The organism is Moorena sp. SIO4G3 (assembly GCF_010692305.1).
GTDB lineage: Bacteria > Cyanobacteriota > Cyanobacteriia > Cyanobacteriales > Coleofasciculaceae > Moorena > Moorena producens_A.
In genome coordinates this window covers 1-15,369 of the sequence record NZ_JAAHIG010000218.1, presented here as the reverse complement: position 1 = coordinate 15,369, position 15,369 = coordinate 1, and the positions used below count along the sequence as shown (strand labels likewise).

The following is a 15,369-nucleotide window of genomic DNA, read 5'->3' as shown; positions in this document are numbered from 1 at the left end:
ATTAAGGTGGATTGTTATTGAGGAAAAAGCAAGTTACTATCTGAAGGTTGTCAGCTTTAAGTAATATGGGCATGGTTAAGGTATGATGATAGCCACAGCAAGTCAAAGAGCAGATTTAAGGGACAGTCCTATAACAGAGAGTGACCAGTCCCATCTAGTCTCTCACTTTTGGCAGCAATGGCAGGAGCATCAACACCACCTTTATTGCTGCTGTCTCAAGTTGATGAACTCCAACCCAACGGATGCCGAAGATGCTCTGAGTCGGGCTATGCTGAAAGCTTGGGAAAAGGTGCAAAAATTTGCAGGGAAAATTGCTAATCTCAAGGCTTGGCTGATACAGCTGACTCGCAACCTTTGCATCGACATGATCCGAGAACGCTCTCGGGGTTCTGGCTATGTTGAAAATATCGAATGGGTGGGTAATACTGATAAAATCGTTACAGTGTCTTCGGTAGAATCCCCTGAGTACGTTTTGGAGTCAGAAGAAAAGTCTACTGAAATTCGACGAGCGATCGCTGACTTACCGCAACGGCTGCGGGAGACATTTATTTGGCATTTTTATCAACAGCGTACCCATACAGAAATTGCCGAGATTCAAGGGATAACCTACGACAACGTCTGCAAGCGGATATCGTTGGCGCGCAAATTGCTAAAAGAGAAGTTGAGTGACTATTTCCAAGATTCCGAGTCAGAAGTAAGTGCCACGGGAGCCATGGGCAGGAAATCGCCTACCCCACGGCAAGATGGGGAAAAGCAGAAGAGAATCGAGGATGATCAAAAGAAAGCGTTGGAAACGGCGACAGAATCGGCAGATAATAAATGGGTCGAGGTGCTAGAGGCACAAACCCATGAGTTTGTCCATAGTTCCGTGAACCCAAGGGCTCTTGTTGGCCAGAATATTCAGGAAACGGCAACAGTATCGGCAGATAACGAGTGTGTCCAGGTAGTAGAGCCACAAAGCCATGAGTTTGTCTATAGTTACGTCCAGCCAACAGTTCTCGTAGACCAGAAGATTACTGATGTAGCTAATGTGAGTAGGGAGTTACCGCTATCATCAAGACAGCTTGTTTTGTTACCGACTTCGACACTGGATGAGACATATTCAGATAGAATCGGGGCTCACCTATCTTTACTAGAACGGTGGCGCGAGAGGTTTATTGGGCATTTTTATCAAGGGTTAACCCATGCAGAAATGATCCGAGAGCAAGGGATATCTAAGGTGTGCCAGGGGATATCTTGGGTGTGGAAAAAGATAGAGGTGTTAAGTAGCTATAGCGGAGAGGGAAAAGCAGGGGAAGATGGCCGTTTTCAAGCACAAATTCAAGGGCAAAAGGGAAAAAGCCATCAATCCAGGACAGGAAAATCCTGCACGGCGATCCCCAATCCGCTTTATTGTGGAAGTTTGCCAATTTCTCCGTTAAGACAGAAAAGGTCAGAAAAGTTACGGGAAAAACGTCATGAGAGAGAAAGCAAAAAATCAGTGTTATTCCTGAGACCACCAAAAACCCAAGGGGGTCAAAAACACAAAGGGGAAACACTGCCGAATTTTTGCAATAAACCAAATCCTAAAGAATGACGAGGTAGAAACCAATGAAAAAGTTTGTATCGCTGTTAGCGGCTTTTGCGATCATGTTTGTTAGCTGCTTAGCTGCTTTTCAGGCACCGGCAATCGCAGCAGTAGAAACCACAACATGTGAAGTTCTTCCTAAAGAATTTTGTAAGCTCGAAGTGGAATCCTACGGTGATTTCAATTATGTAGGAGCTCACCTAGACAACCAGACAGACGAAAATTGCCTCCTTTCAATGTTTCAAACACCGAAGAAACAATACTTCTTCTACTTGTCTCCAAAAGACGCACGGACAATCGACTTGAAATTCGATGAAGCCGGGAAGTCAGCTATTCTCACAAACCGACGTCCTAGCGGGAGTAATTGCACTGTAAACGTCGAGTACCATGTCGAGCTAAGGAAAGACAAAGCATAGATTGTCTGAACTTTGAGGTATGCCTTACGTGGCGCTCTCTATTTGCGTCCCGTAAGGGATACCAAAGTTATTTCATAAATTTATTCGCTGGTAGACAATTAACTAAAGCAGCAGAGTATAACTACACAGCAAAGAACACCATATCCTCAAAACCCAGACAGAATTTCAACAGTTTCTCGCGACTATAAATCAGTGGTACAGTGAAGACACGAGAGGTTTTAAAACCTATTTCGATGCACCCTCTTATACATCATCCCCCTCGGATACAAGCCCAGACCAAAAGCTACCAATATGTACAGACTGTACTAGGGTCTGGTTTCACCGACTTCATCGTTTTGCCCTGATCGTAGTCAAAGGTTTTATCACAAAAGCCACTTTCACTCTCGAAGGCACAATTCAAAACGGTTTTATAATTTTTGCGATGATGATTGTCTATAACATCAAATTTACCCATTAAGTTGTCTCGATAAAATGAAACTAGATAGGCATAGGGCAAATGCTGGTATCCTTCACGTTTAAATGGGACACAAGGAACTTTATCATAAACATTTTGGATACGAATAGTTCGTGTCTCCGGGTTTTGTTGAGGTGCCTGTTGTTGATAAAATTCTACAAATGCTTGGTTGCCTACACGAGGGGAAGCATAGTTGTAGCTTACAGACTTGATATCTGGTCTAGACAACGCCATATCAAGTGTGAAGAAAGTGCTCAGTGTAGCTCCTAAACTATGGCCAGTAATATACAGAGTATCGATCGGTTTTTCACATGCTTGATATTTATCAACTAGGGCAAACACCTGATTCTGCATCGAGGGTGTGTTCCCATCACTATTGGAATAGATATGGTAGAAACCTGATTCAACCCTGAGCTCAGATGGCACTACAACATCTTCCTTATAAGGTACAAATGTTGTATGATTAACACCAAAATTATCTATTATATCCTCTGTCGAAGAAGTACCTCTAAAAGCAAATATATAAGTGTAAGGAGACTGCTGAGATCGAAACACTAGACCATAACACTCAACAGTTTTGTATTTATTAAAAATCCCATCAACACCAGTCCAGTAGTCTACAAAATCATAACCATCCGGTGGAGACACCTCAAGACACTCAGCAGGGTTTTGCTTATCAAAAGCATCATAAGTTAGACCGCTTGCTTGCGCTAAAACGATCGCCCTGGTGGAATCAAGGTCAGCAGTTGTGAGGTAAGTAATTGTGTTATCCATCACGCATGCTTTCATTAGGATTGCTATATATAGCAATCCTATCTGATTTGTGAAAGAAATGGTCTGCTTTAGCAAAGGGAACAGGGAACAGGGAACAGCGATGCAGCGCGGTCTTGGGGAGGCAGCGCGGTCTTGGGGGTTCCCCCCATGAGCGACTGCCGTGGTTTCCCCCATGAGCGACTGCATCAAGACGGGAACAGGGAAAAAACATTCTATCAATTCCTACACGAATTGCTATTTAAAGTAGGAAGTAGAAGGGAAGGGAGAAGGCACCAATTTTTTACAATTCCAGGAATTTTACAAATAATTTAGGATTGCTATATTAGGCTCCCTCCCCAGCAGCAAGGATGAAGCCAATGCCCTTACTGTCGAGTCTTTTAAACTCTTGTCATGTAATTATTTTTTGAACAAAAGTCCATACAATTAATTGCTGCCTCAGAATTAGCAACAGAGGGATGCACGGTACATTTAAGACGATAATCACCAGTAAAAAACTGACAGTTAGAACAGGGAATTTGATGCAGTCGTTTGGCAACAGCAAAACTTTCTCGGACTGCTGACAAAACGCTCCAAGCTAGAATCATCATTAGCCCCCAAGCCAAACAAAAGCAAATCAGGTCTAGATAAGGCTGGAGGGCATAGATCAGTACGTAAAGGAGTTGAAACACAATTTAATAGACTTCTTGCAGAAGTCGAGAACAGGGAACAGACAGCAGGGAACAGGGAGCAGGGAGCAGGGAGCAGGGAGCAGGGAGCAGGAACCCACCCCTAACCCCTCCCAGGAGGGGAAAAGAGGGAAGAGGTAAATTTTTTTTGTACCTCATAGCTATGATAAACGCTATAATTTTTGCTGCTAATAACTAAAAGGGAATATCATCTAAATCTTGTTGATGACTAGGGCTACCAGAGGTTGGGTTTTGAGGAGATGAAGACCCAAAAGAAGACTCAAAACTTTGCTCAGTATTTTGTTCAGTGCTGGTATAAGCAAAATCTTGTTCGGTATTGTTGGGATAAGAAACTGATGACGACATCCGATGTTGATCCATCGATACAACCTTATCATAGGTTTGGGGAGAGGATGGTTCTGGGGTACGCTGGAAAGTTCTATCCGAGGCCATGACTTGTGGCTCGAAGTGATCATCTGTTCCCAATTTGTGAATCCGGGAAACAGTCAATTCTGCCCGTTTTTCCTTGAATCCTTCTGGTCGCTCAATCACATTCATCCTTAAGCTACCTTCAATCACCACGCGATCGCCTGTGGAATAGTTAGCTTTAATGTCATTAGCCAAATATTCCCCCCAACCTACCACTTTTAAGGTGGATGGGGCGTCCTCAGCCTTGACACCGGAGAATTGTACTAGCATCTGAGTCAGGGGTGTCTGATTATCTGAAGTGTAACGCAGTTCTGGATCCTGAATAATTTGTGCCATTAAAATGCAGCTGTTCATGTCCTATCTCCCTTGTCCTTTGAATGTTGAGATACTCTTAAACCGTCATTAATCGGGATCAACCCGTATAAATCGGTCAAGGTGCAATTTATTGTGGCCCAAGTGAGAAGTGGTCAAGCGGCAATTGGAGTTAAGCCTCCCACCTGTCTATTTGGGCGCTCCTGGCATCTCGACCAGGAGTTGCTTGAAAGCCTTAGTTTTGCTATGTTTGGGATCAATCCAACCTAGCTCAACCCCATCAACCAAACTTAGTCCCATCCCTTCCAAGTAACGCGCGGTACGACGCAACAAGACTGCCTGTACCTCGTTCTTGTTCATGTACCGAGTAATTTCGTGATCAGTCCCACGAGCAAGAATATTTTTGGCAGCATTATAATCAGCCTGCAACACGACCCCATCAAATCCGGTAAAATTGTCCCCAGTCCTTTTACCCAACAGGGTTCCGGTTCTAGAGTCAATTTGCGACGTGTAACTAGGTTGAACTTCTGTGACAACCGAACCAGTCCAATTAGCCCATTTCTGCAAAGAGTCCCGCATCACTCCTTTCATCCAACTATTAAGTTTGCGGGACACGGTCTTGGATCGGCGTTTGTTTCGTATCGGTTGAGTTAAATCTTCTGCAAATACTTTTAATGACTCCCCGTTAAAGAGAGATTTAGAAGCCGCTCCTATTTTTGCGGTTAGTTCTGATTGATTTTGTCTGTAACGGCGATTTTCTGTTTTCCTACTTAGGTTATTTTTTAGTATTCTAGCCGACTTTGCTGGATCTAACTTTTCTAGCTTTCTGTGAAGTGCCCACAGTTTTCCTCTATTGCGGTTTTTAGCACATATACGATCTGATTTTTTGGTGATTATTTTTCCAAGTCCTGTACCGTGAGCCTGACCCTCTGAGTCATAAAAAGCTAAGGCCTTTGGCCACGCTTCGCGATCGGTGTAACCTTTGTCCACCCCGATACTTCGACGTTCAGATGGAACTTCTACGGTACCATGGTCTACCAAAAAGTGAATTTCAAATATTTGCAATATTTGATCATAGATTAATCTAATCTGTCCTTTGATTTTTCGATTAGATTTGACAATTATTTTATTCCTTTTTCCCTTTGTTAATCCAGCTAGTTCCAGTTGCCAAGTGTTCCGCGAAAGTCTTTTACACTTGTAGCCAACTTGCTGGTAAACTATCTGATTCTTAACCCAAGAATGACCTTTTTGAAATTCTTTTCTAACAAGTCTGTGCAGTAAAGAATTGTCCAGGAATGCCGAAGTCTTAAGTTGCGTGACATATTCCTTCCGTTTGTTTTTATTTTCTTTTCCTGGAAATCTTTTGTAAATCTTTTTAATAACCGCATCTTTACAAGCTGCTTGTTGGGCTGTAATAGCCTTACCTACGTCATTAACGGTCCAGTCCATTAATTTTGCAGGTAATCCCAGAGTATCTGGAGTTCTAAAACTTTTTACTTCTGGAATAGCTTTTTTCCAGTCAAGGTTCCAGTAGTTGATGCTTCCCAGTTTGTTGTAAGACTCAGATCTGACAATGCCCAACTTTTTCATTGTAGACAGCAACTCTGTCTCAACCACCTTTGTCATACCGATGACAAGGACGATTTGAGTCGATATTTTTTTAGTTGCTCCTACTTTCTTCGGCATTGCTGCTGTGTGAATCCTATACTTTAATAGTACCCTAGTGCTAGAGAATTGTCAATGTCGGGTTTATACTATTAAATACCGTATTATCCCTATTTAATAGGGCTTGATTGCTCGACTCTTCATTATAGAACAAGCGTACCAATACTCTTGGCTTTTCATTGATAGAACTTAACCTACCAACAATTAACTACCAACAACGGCATAGCGGTGACTTTCCTGAGGTCTACAAAAACTCTTTAGGTGCGCGCCTCCAAGGCAGCGAGAAATCCCTCGCAGCCTTGGGTCGCACCTGAGAAAAGCCACCGCTATGGCTGTCACTAGCCGATCAATCGGATTTATGACACGGATTTATGACACGGCTGAAGGTTGCGCTTCTACACCTTGTTCTTTTTCAACGAATTCCTGAACATGGTTGCGATAATGCTTGAGGTTTTCCTCGGCCCAATCCCGGTCATCGCTGTTGGCAAAAATATGGACTAAGGGTTCGCCAGCATCGGGTAAAATCAACACCCAGTTATCATTTTGGGCGTTGATAATTTTAACGCCATCAACAAGTTCGAGCTGCTCACTGGGATGGGTTTCGACCAGATGACGCATCAGGCTACCCTTAACTGTCCAAGGACAACGCAGGGTAACGGTTTTGTACCATACCCGAGGAAGTTCGGCACGAATATCAGCAAGCGATCGCTCTTGGACTGTCAGCATCTCGATCAACTTGGCGATTCCAAACATGGCATCAAAGCCTGGATGTAGTTGGGGGAAAATAAAGCCCATGTCCCAACTACCTCCCAATACTACATTGGGGTTGCTTTGAGAAGCTTCCATCAGTGCTGTGGGGTTAGATTTGGTGCGGATCACCTTACCATCATGCTGTCGGGCAATTTGTTCCACCGCACTTGATGTCTGGACTGGAACCACCACAGTTCCCCTGGGGTTAGAGGTTAACATAATATTGACCATCAGTGCAGTCAATATCTCACCTCGAATCGAGATTCCCGATTCATCCACCAAAATCAGCTGTTCCCCATTAGCAGAGACCTGGACACCAAAATTGGCTTTTAGAGCCTCGACCACCTGACCCAGCTGATTGAGCAAACTCTCTCGTTCTTCTGTGGAGATAGCTGTTTGTTTCAAACTGGCATTGAGGACTACTGCATCAGCACCAAATTTCGCTAACAGTTGGGGTAACACCGCACCAGACACGGCATAAGCATAGTCAATAACTACCTTAGCACTACTGTTGCGAATTGCCTCTACATTGAGATGCTTCTCAAAAGCAGTACCGTAGATATCGATTAACTGGATCGGGTAGTTAACATTACCGATATCATTAATCTGGACTCGTCTTAGGTCTTCTTTAAAGTAAGCCCCCTCAATTTTTTTCTCTTTACCCTTGCTGACATTAATTCCCTTGGCATCAATAACTTCGATCAGGATATGATCTGGTCGGTCAGGATGCACGCGCACATGGATACCCCCCTCAACCCCTAAGGTTGGTACCACGGTTCGAGCCACGGGAATTGCGGTTGCATCTAGGTTCTGGACATCAATACCTACAGACATCAATCCCCCAATCAAAGACCGGGTCACCATGCGACAGATACTACGCTGGTCACGGGAGAGTGATACTTGGGAGCCTAGTTTTAAGGTAGAGCCATAAGCTGCTCCCAACTTAACGGCAAATTCGGGAGTAATATCGATGTTGGCTAAGCCTTGGACACCCCGCTGACCAAAAAGATTCCGTTGGGCAGTGTTGCCCCAAATTAAATTGATATTCAATGTTGCACCTGATTCTATAGTTTTATTTGGCCAAACCCTTACAGTGGGACTAATTTGAGCTTCTTCTCCGACTTTAGACAGGGAACCGACAACGGCACTTTCCAAAACCTGAGCACGACGATCTACCCTGGTTCCCCTGGAAATGGTGCAGGCACTCAGATTAACCTCTTCACCAATCAACGCTCCATTCCAAATAATCGGTCGTTTCAGGTGAGCGTGGGCAGAGATAGTAACATTGTCGCCAATTACTGTTCCTGCTTCGATGTGGGCGTTTGGCCCAATCCGGCAGTTGTTACCAATTAGTACTGGGGTTTCAATCTTAGCAGTAGGGTCGATATAGGTATTTTGTCCCACCCACAGTCCTGAGGATTGTTCTGGGTAAGCAAAGTCTAGTGTGACCTTATTCATTAAGCCGTCATACTGGGCTTCTCGGTAAGCCTCCAGATGACCAACATCACACCAATATCCCTCAGCTACATAGCCATACATTGGCTCATCTTTCTCGAGGAGTTTTGGAAACAGATCTTTAGAAAAGTCACATTCCTCATTTGATGGCAGGTACTCTAGAACCGATGGTTCAAGAATGTAAGTGCCAGTGTTAACAGTATCGGAAAAAATTTCTGAGGTCGAAGGTTTTTCCAAAAATCGGCGGATGCGCATTTCCTTATCGGTGATCACCACCCCGAACTCAACGGGATTGGGAACGCGAGTTAGGATTAATGTCGCCTTTGATTTCTTAGCTTTATGAAATTCAATCGCAGCAGTCAAATCAAAGTCGGTGATGCTATCGCCACTAATGACTAAAAAGGTTTCATTGAGTAATTCGGAAATATTTTTAACACAACCTGCAGTCCCCAGAGGCTGTTCTTCTTCTACCGCATAGGTCATCTTTACCCCAAAGTCACTGCCGTCTTGGAAGTAGTCCCGCATGACATCTGGGAGATAGTACAGAGTGGCAATGACCTCATTGATATTGTGCCGTTTGAGTAGATTAACGATATGTTCAGCAATGGGTCGATTCAGGATTGGCACCATGGGCTTGGGCAGATCACAGGTCAACGGTCTCAGCCGTGTTCCTGAACCACCAGCCATCAGCACTGCTCGCATAATTCCTCCTCTTTTAACCCGTTAAGGGGTTTGATCATCTTGTCTACGTTCATTTGTCTTGTTATGGGCTTTTTTTAGTGAAGTACTTTCCGATACTTTTTAGCTACCAAAATCTACCCTCGTAGACTTTAGCCCGCCAATGCAAGATGCAATAGCATCCAGGGGGTATCTCCCAAAGCTCTCAGGAATATCCCGCGAGCGCCATAAAAATGTCAAAAAAGTTCGTTCCACCGGGATTTAAGCGCAACTATTTTTACCTTGGTTTTCGGCTTTAATTTAAGTTACATAATCATCCGTGTCGGTGTTACCCTAATTTAACTCTCACAAATAATAAGAGTTTTTGGTAGACTCTGGGACATTTTTTCTAGCTGTTTACTCACCTCCACAAACAGTGACTTGATCTCAAAACCGTGATTTTGGCATGCTAGCGTCGATAGTGATTCATAAAAGAGTGCTTTCGACAAAGACTGGCGGAACTATAACTAACGACACTGGTGTCGCCAAGTTTCCTCCGACCTCAGAAGAAAGATCGCGCGTTAACCCGTTGCTTCTTCATTCAGGTAATGATCACTACTGAGTTTGGCTAGTCTGTAACTCCTAAGGGTGACACCACAAATGAAGACTAGAGAAACTGGATCTGGATCAATGCTACTAGGAGCTGTAATCCGAATCAATTCTTAGGTGCGACCCTAGGGCGATTTACTCGCCCTAGGAGGCGCGCACCTGTTGATTAACCTACACACTTATGGTATTGAGGTCATGGTCTAACACTGGCTTGATAAGGTAAAATTATCATTAATATAAAAATTATAGAAGTCTAACCGCTGAAAACCCCGTCACAAAGCGAGCGGGGATGAAAGCGAATAGCGGCTAAAGCCGCCTGTTGACGATTGTATAGCACTAGAGTATACTTTAAATATGGGTACAGGCTGAAAAACCGAGGCGCAACCGGGAGTCAGACCCGCCACTGCATGACCTGAAAGTAGTAATGCCCGGAGGGTAGGGAAAGTCCTCCTTTCTTGATGCAGTCGCTCATGGGGGAAACCCCCAAGACCGCGCTGCATCGCTAAAAACCCAACCATCAATCAACCGTTGGTGTGTGAACCCGAGCATTGCACATTTTGAGAAAAGAACGGTACGGCGGGGTTAGAAGTTACCGTAAGAAGAGTGGAGCCTTTAAGGGTTACAGGCCATGCATAAAAGGGTGAAAACTTTTTTATTAAGGCTCCACTCTTCTAAGGTTTCGTCTCCGGCACGCCGAAACCGAGTGAAAAGGGAGGAAACCGACTTTTTAAGGCACTCCCAGTAAGTAGCTAAACGCTTAGGAAGAATTGCCCGCTGGGTCTGCTGTAAATTGAACTGAATTCTTGGTCTTGACGGGTTTTCGGTTTAAGTATTGCTTAATTTTTGGCGACGTCAAAAATTAAGATATAGCGGTTTAAGGCAGCTCGTTGAACTAAGAATCCCCGTGTCTTAAGACCGGGGAGTGTCAACTTATAAAAAGCACCGGAGGTGAAAAACCATGTCACAATAACCAAAGGGTGCATCTCAGTTTTGAAAATTTTCCGTAGGGTGCGTTAGGGGGGCCTTCATTTTTCGCCTCTTAGTCAGGGTTTGGACAGGCCGCCCCGTAACGCACCACCGTGTCAAACAGCAAAAATGAGATGCACCCTAACCAAATGTCTTCTACCCAGATTCATCAAGGGTAGTTAAAACCGCCCCAAGGGCTCGCTTTTCCTCCCTGTCAGGCGAGACGCCTATCTGACTTGAGACGGGGTTTCCAAATATGGCAAGATTTTTGATGAATGGCTAAGTTAATTGTCTTAGGGTTACTGGTAGTCTATGGGTATGGCGTGTGGAAATTCTGGAGGGGGTTTGAGCGGACTGACTTCAGCCGCAGCTTAACCAACCGGATATACTTGTCTCTGTTGTGGCCAGCTTTAATCGTTGCCAATAAGTCCTATCGCAAAAACTTTACTAAAGCCCTGAAGGGCAGATAGGAGTGCTCGATAGCAGTGGCCGTATTTGGCTGATTGGTGGAACCACCGAAAGTGTGACTCTGGCAAATGCGATCGCATCCAGGGGTATGCCCTGTACAGTAACCGTTACCACAACTGCAGCTAAATCCCTCTATCCCCAAACCCCAAATTTAAGGGTTCGAGTCGGACGTTTAGATACAAATGAGCTAGAGCAGTTTTTGGAGAAGCATGGTATTGTAGCGATCCTAGATGCCTCTCACCCCTATGCAGTGGAAATTTCCCAGATAGCGATTTCAGCCGCTTGTGCTCGGCATATACCTTACCTGCGTTTTGAACGGCAACAGCTAAATTCTCAGGTAAGTTCTGAACTAGACAATTCACCAATAATTTATCTCAATAGTTTTCAAGACCTGATTGCTGGTAACTATCTCCATCACCAGCGGGTGTTGCTGACCATCGGTTACAAACATTTACCCTTATTCCGTAGCTGGCAAGACCAGTCAACCCTATACGCCAGGATTCTGCCGAGTGTTACTGCCATCGATGTAGCGATCGCGTCTGGATTTAGCCCAAATCGAATTATTGCCCTGCGCCCTCCGGTACCAGCTGATTTGGAAAAGGCACTCTGGCATCACTGGGACATCTCTGTGGTTGTCACCAAGGCGTCTGGGGTTGCTGGGGGAGAAGATATCAAACGAGCCCTAGCTACTGAGTTAGGCATCTCCCTAGTGATTATAACTCGCCCAGTTGTTGATTATCCCCAGCAAACTAGCCATGTATCTGTGGCATTAGAGTTTTGCCATCGTTATCTTTGAACTCTTCTCCCCCTTAAATAAATGGGTGACGCTACGCAAACAGCTGTCAGCTGATAGCTGTTTGCTTAAAACCAAAGCTTAAACCATCGCTGGTTCGAGTAACTTGATATTAGAAAAGTTGAATTCAGTAGCTGTGCGCCCTTTTTCCTCGATAGCATAAACTACTTGACGAGTCATAATATAATAATCACCAACTTTATCAAAGCTGTCTTCAAACTCTCGTTTAGCCATCAAATCACCAGTTTTGGCATTGCGAAAAATGGCATTGTAGCCTGAAGAAATATACCCTTCTCCTGTATCTAGGCTATCGTTGGTATTAATTGTAAAAGCCATCGGACCCATCACCCGACTGACATGACAAATTTCCTGCCCTCGGACTTTATAGTTAGAGCCCATAGCATCACCCTTGACAAAAATTTCTACGGCACCAGTAGAATCATTGTCACCAAAGCTAAATTGGTTTTTACCATGGGCTTTTTCAAAGGATGACCGCTTGCGGTGGGTCACAATATCCCGCATCTGGTTATAGACACTTTCTTTGACCTTTTCATCATCAAACCCACTGACTTCAACACTGTGATCACCATTAATGCGAACTTGACCAGTGTATACTTCATCACCTTGCTTAATTTCCAGGTCAGCTTTGTAACCAGGAAAATCGTCGTCCCAGGTGTAGCGGTTGTCGTAAGCCGCCTGGAATACTTCACGAGCTGTTGCGTTTTCGATCATAGTCTTGCTAAGTCAACCGATAGTTTATCCAAAGACTACTCATTCACTAATCTCTGACGCTGGTTATTATAGCATTACTACTTTACATAGAATCTTTAAATTAGGTGAAATACTTTAAGCTAACTTTAAGCTAAAACTAATACTAACATTTCTAACCATTACACCCAAATTGATCATGCTTTGGAAGAAGTATAGGTAAGTTGATTTTAAATTTTCCACAAAAAGCTTACCAATTATACCGTTATATTTTATAAAAAATGAACGGTTAACTATTAACAGGTCAGCTGACTTTATTTTAATTCCATCCTATGGTAAGAGTAAGCTAAAAAGTGGATGGTTAATCCATATCAGTTGCTTGATTGGAAACCATCACAGGAACTTGATAAAGAGGTACTGTGAAGGTAACTGTTGACCCTAAATTTTCCCCCATACTGAAAAAATTGACCACACCCCCCATGGTTTCAATCAGCTTTTGGGATATGACTAGGCCTAAACCCGTGCCGCCATATTGGCGAGTTCGGGAACCATCGACTTGGGTAAATGTTTGAAACAGCCGGTCTTGCTGGTCGAGGGAAACACCGATGCCAGTATCAGCAACTCGAACTTTAACCAATCCTGGGAATTCTGTACCTTTGAAAGTTATCTTCTTTCGGATCACCTCAGCACTAACAGTCACCCCACCTTCATCAGTAAACTTAATGGCATTGCCCACTAGGTTTAACATGACCTGTAGCAGCCTTTGATAGTTACCATACATAACAATGCCATCATAGACATCAGGCATTTCAATTCTGAGGCTGAGGTTTTTTAGCTCGGCTTGATTGATCGTAAAGTCTTCAACTTTTCTAAACAGAGACTCTAATTCTACTGGAGCGAGTTCTAGCTCCATTTTACCCGCTTCAATCTTGGCAATATCCAGGATATCATTAATAATATTGAGCAGATGCAATGCAGAATTGTAGGCTTCTTGGATAAAATCCCGTTGCTCCTGTGGATCGTCTGCCATGCCATCAAGAACCAACTTCAGAAACCCAATCATGCCATTGAGAGGGGTTCGTAACTCATGGGAAGTATTAGCCAGAAAATCACTTTTGTGGCGAGAGGCCTCTTCAGCCCTTTCACTAGCTATTTCTAGCTCCTTGTAAAGGGTGCCATGAGCGATCGCTGTGCCGACTTGCTCAGCCAATTCTCCCACTAACTTTATTTCTGCAGCACTCCATTGACGGCGATGGTCACACTGCTGTAGGCAAATCAAACCATTAGGTTCATCTTTATAGGAGGTTGAAACCACCAACACAGACAACTGTTCCCATTCACCAGGAACAATGTGTTCTACCAGCAGTGGCTCCTGACTAGTGAGGGCTTGTTCCAGGTAAGGCTCAGAATCTAAGGGTAGCAGTTGTTTGGCCATTGACCGCAACGGCTGTTGGCAATATTCTGCCTGCACCTTGGTTACCCGTGCGTCTGGTTTGTAATAGCACACGAGGCAACGGCTGACCTGGAGTGCCTCCCCTAGACTTTGGGCAGTTTGTTGCCAAATGGTATCTAGATCGAGGGTACGACGAATTTGCCGGGAAATTTTGGTGAGTAATTGTTGATGGGGGTCTACACTTAGGTTTGTAGGAGATTCCCGCCATTCCAATATTGATGATTCCGGCAAAAAGCGACCCATAACTAGAACAGTGGTTGCTTCGCCATCCGCTGGCAAAATGGGGCTAATGACCAACTCAAAGGCAAAGGATTTGTCCTGGTAACAAAACGATTGAACACAACGTTCAGGGGTTCGCTGGCTCAAAATTCTCTGAAGCCTATCTTGGTAGGCTTCGGCTTCAGTCGGGCAGAATGCATCTTCTAGGGGAAGTCCCACCACTTGTGTCAAACTCAGACCATATTGCTCAGCAGCTTGCCAGTGAAAAGAAAGGCATTTACCCGATGCCTCTTGAGTATAAACCAGCTCACACCCTAAACCCTGCAAAAAGTTAGAATCACCTTGTGCACTAGCGGATTGCCTATTTATATATCCAGTTTGAAAACATTTAAAATTCACAGGTGCAGCCATTAAAAGAAACCTGGAAACTACAAGCAACACCGGGAGCCTCAGTTCCCGTTTCAACACGTAAATGCAACCAACCAAGCCCTTAGCAGGAGCCAATGGCAACCTCTCAAAGTAGATGCCTTTACCTCTTGTCTATCAATCGTTCCACTCACCTCGGGGCGGTAGGGGTGGATTTCGGTCAAAGGTACGGGCTAATTCCTGATCTGCTCCCCTTTCACCCCTGAGCCATTGACGAATTGCCGTTTCTATTACTTTACTCGGATCATTAGTCAAGTGTTTGATTTGATCCAAGAGTTCGGTATCCAAATGAATAGAAATTTCTTCTTTGTCAGCTGAACGTGATAGATCTACGTTAGTAGCTTTGGTAGACTCAAGGTGGTTTTCAAGCAAACCCTCTTGATGCAAGGCATGATCATTCATAATCAATGGGCTAATAACACTACTAATATAACTTTACGATAACTGACAATTAGCCTGGCTCACTTATAACCATTCCAGGGATAGTACCCTTACCTCTGACGGAAAACATTAAAATACATTAAGTTGATCATGAACTCAATAGACCAGTTATTGACTGGGTTTATACCAATAGCTTATGACA

At 44.1% G+C, this 15,369-nt stretch carries 13 protein-coding genes; 4 read left to right on the top strand and 9 right to left on the bottom strand.

Annotated elements, in window-relative coordinates:
• The first annotated feature begins 82 nt into the window (after positions 1-82).
• A complete protein-coding gene (locus F6J99_RS29090) occupies positions 83-1,576 on the top strand; it encodes a sigma-70 family RNA polymerase sigma factor (RefSeq protein ID WP_293117989.1) in 1,494 nt (497 codons plus the stop codon).
• A 53-nt stretch (positions 1,577-1,629) separates the two neighbouring features.
• Complete coding sequence (locus F6J99_RS29085) at positions 1,630-1,983, top strand: hypothetical protein (protein ID WP_293117986.1); 354 nt, start codon at positions 1,630-1,632, stop codon at positions 1,981-1,983.
• A gap of 283 nt (positions 1,984-2,266) precedes the next feature.
• On the opposite strand, the gene F6J99_RS29080 is transcribed toward F6J99_RS29085, so the two are convergent.
• The 6 genes from F6J99_RS29080 to F6J99_RS29055 form a co-directional block, all read right to left on the bottom strand.
• The gene (locus F6J99_RS29080) at positions 2,267-3,385 is read right to left on the bottom strand and encodes a lipase family protein (RefSeq protein ID WP_293117983.1); all 1,119 of its coding nucleotides are present in this window, start codon (positions 3,383-3,385) and stop codon (positions 2,267-2,269) included.
• 203 nt (positions 3,386-3,588) lie between these two features.
• Entirely contained in the window at positions 3,589-3,879 is a 291-nt protein-coding gene (locus F6J99_RS29075; protein WP_293117980.1) for a hypothetical protein, read from the bottom strand.
• A 3-nt stretch (positions 3,880-3,882) separates the two neighbouring features.
• Positions 3,883-4,035 carry a hypothetical protein gene (locus tag F6J99_RS29070; protein WP_293117977.1) on the bottom strand — a complete coding sequence of 51 codons (153 nt, stop codon included), beginning with the start codon at positions 4,033-4,035 and terminating at the stop codon, positions 3,883-3,885.
• A gap of 36 nt (positions 4,036-4,071) precedes the next feature.
• Positions 4,072-4,659, bottom strand: a complete 588-nt coding sequence (locus F6J99_RS29065) for a single-stranded DNA-binding protein (RefSeq protein WP_293117974.1) — start codon at positions 4,657-4,659, stop codon at positions 4,072-4,074.
• 147 nt (positions 4,660-4,806) lie between these two features.
• A complete protein-coding gene (locus F6J99_RS29060; protein WP_293117972.1) occupies positions 4,807-6,303 on the bottom strand; it encodes a zinc ribbon domain-containing protein in 1,497 nt (498 codons plus the stop codon).
• Between the two features lie 348 nt (positions 6,304-6,651).
• A complete protein-coding gene (locus F6J99_RS29055) occupies positions 6,652-9,189 on the bottom strand; it encodes a mannose-1-phosphate guanyltransferase (protein WP_293117970.1) in 2,538 nt (845 codons plus the stop codon).
• A 1,805-nt stretch (positions 9,190-10,994) separates the two neighbouring features.
• Between F6J99_RS29055 and F6J99_RS29050 the strand changes: the two genes are divergently transcribed.
• Complete coding sequence (locus F6J99_RS29050) at positions 10,995-11,189, top strand: hypothetical protein (RefSeq protein ID WP_293056183.1); 195 nt, start codon at positions 10,995-10,997, stop codon at positions 11,187-11,189.
• 2 nt (positions 11,190-11,191) lie between these two features.
• Entirely contained in the window at positions 11,192-11,983 is a 792-nt protein-coding gene (locus tag F6J99_RS29045) for a cobalt-precorrin-6A reductase (RefSeq protein ID WP_293117967.1), read from the top strand.
• A gap of 78 nt (positions 11,984-12,061) precedes the next feature.
• Here the strand turns inward: F6J99_RS29045 and F6J99_RS29040 are convergent, their stop codons facing one another.
• The 3 genes from F6J99_RS29040 to F6J99_RS29030 form a co-directional block, all read right to left on the bottom strand.
• Positions 12,062-12,712 carry a DUF3386 domain-containing protein gene (locus tag F6J99_RS29040; protein WP_293117964.1) on the bottom strand — a complete coding sequence of 217 codons (651 nt, stop codon included), beginning with the start codon at positions 12,710-12,712 and terminating at the stop codon, positions 12,062-12,064.
• Between the two features lie 337 nt (positions 12,713-13,049).
• Entirely contained in the window at positions 13,050-14,771 is a 1,722-nt protein-coding gene (locus F6J99_RS29035) for an ATP-binding protein (protein WP_293117961.1), read from the bottom strand.
• A gap of 132 nt (positions 14,772-14,903) precedes the next feature.
• Positions 14,904-15,158 (bottom strand): type II toxin-antitoxin system CcdA family antitoxin, encoded by a 255-nt coding sequence (locus F6J99_RS29030; RefSeq protein ID WP_070396646.1) that lies wholly within the window; start codon positions 15,156-15,158, stop codon positions 14,904-14,906.
• Positions 15,159-15,369: the final 211 nt, after the last annotated feature.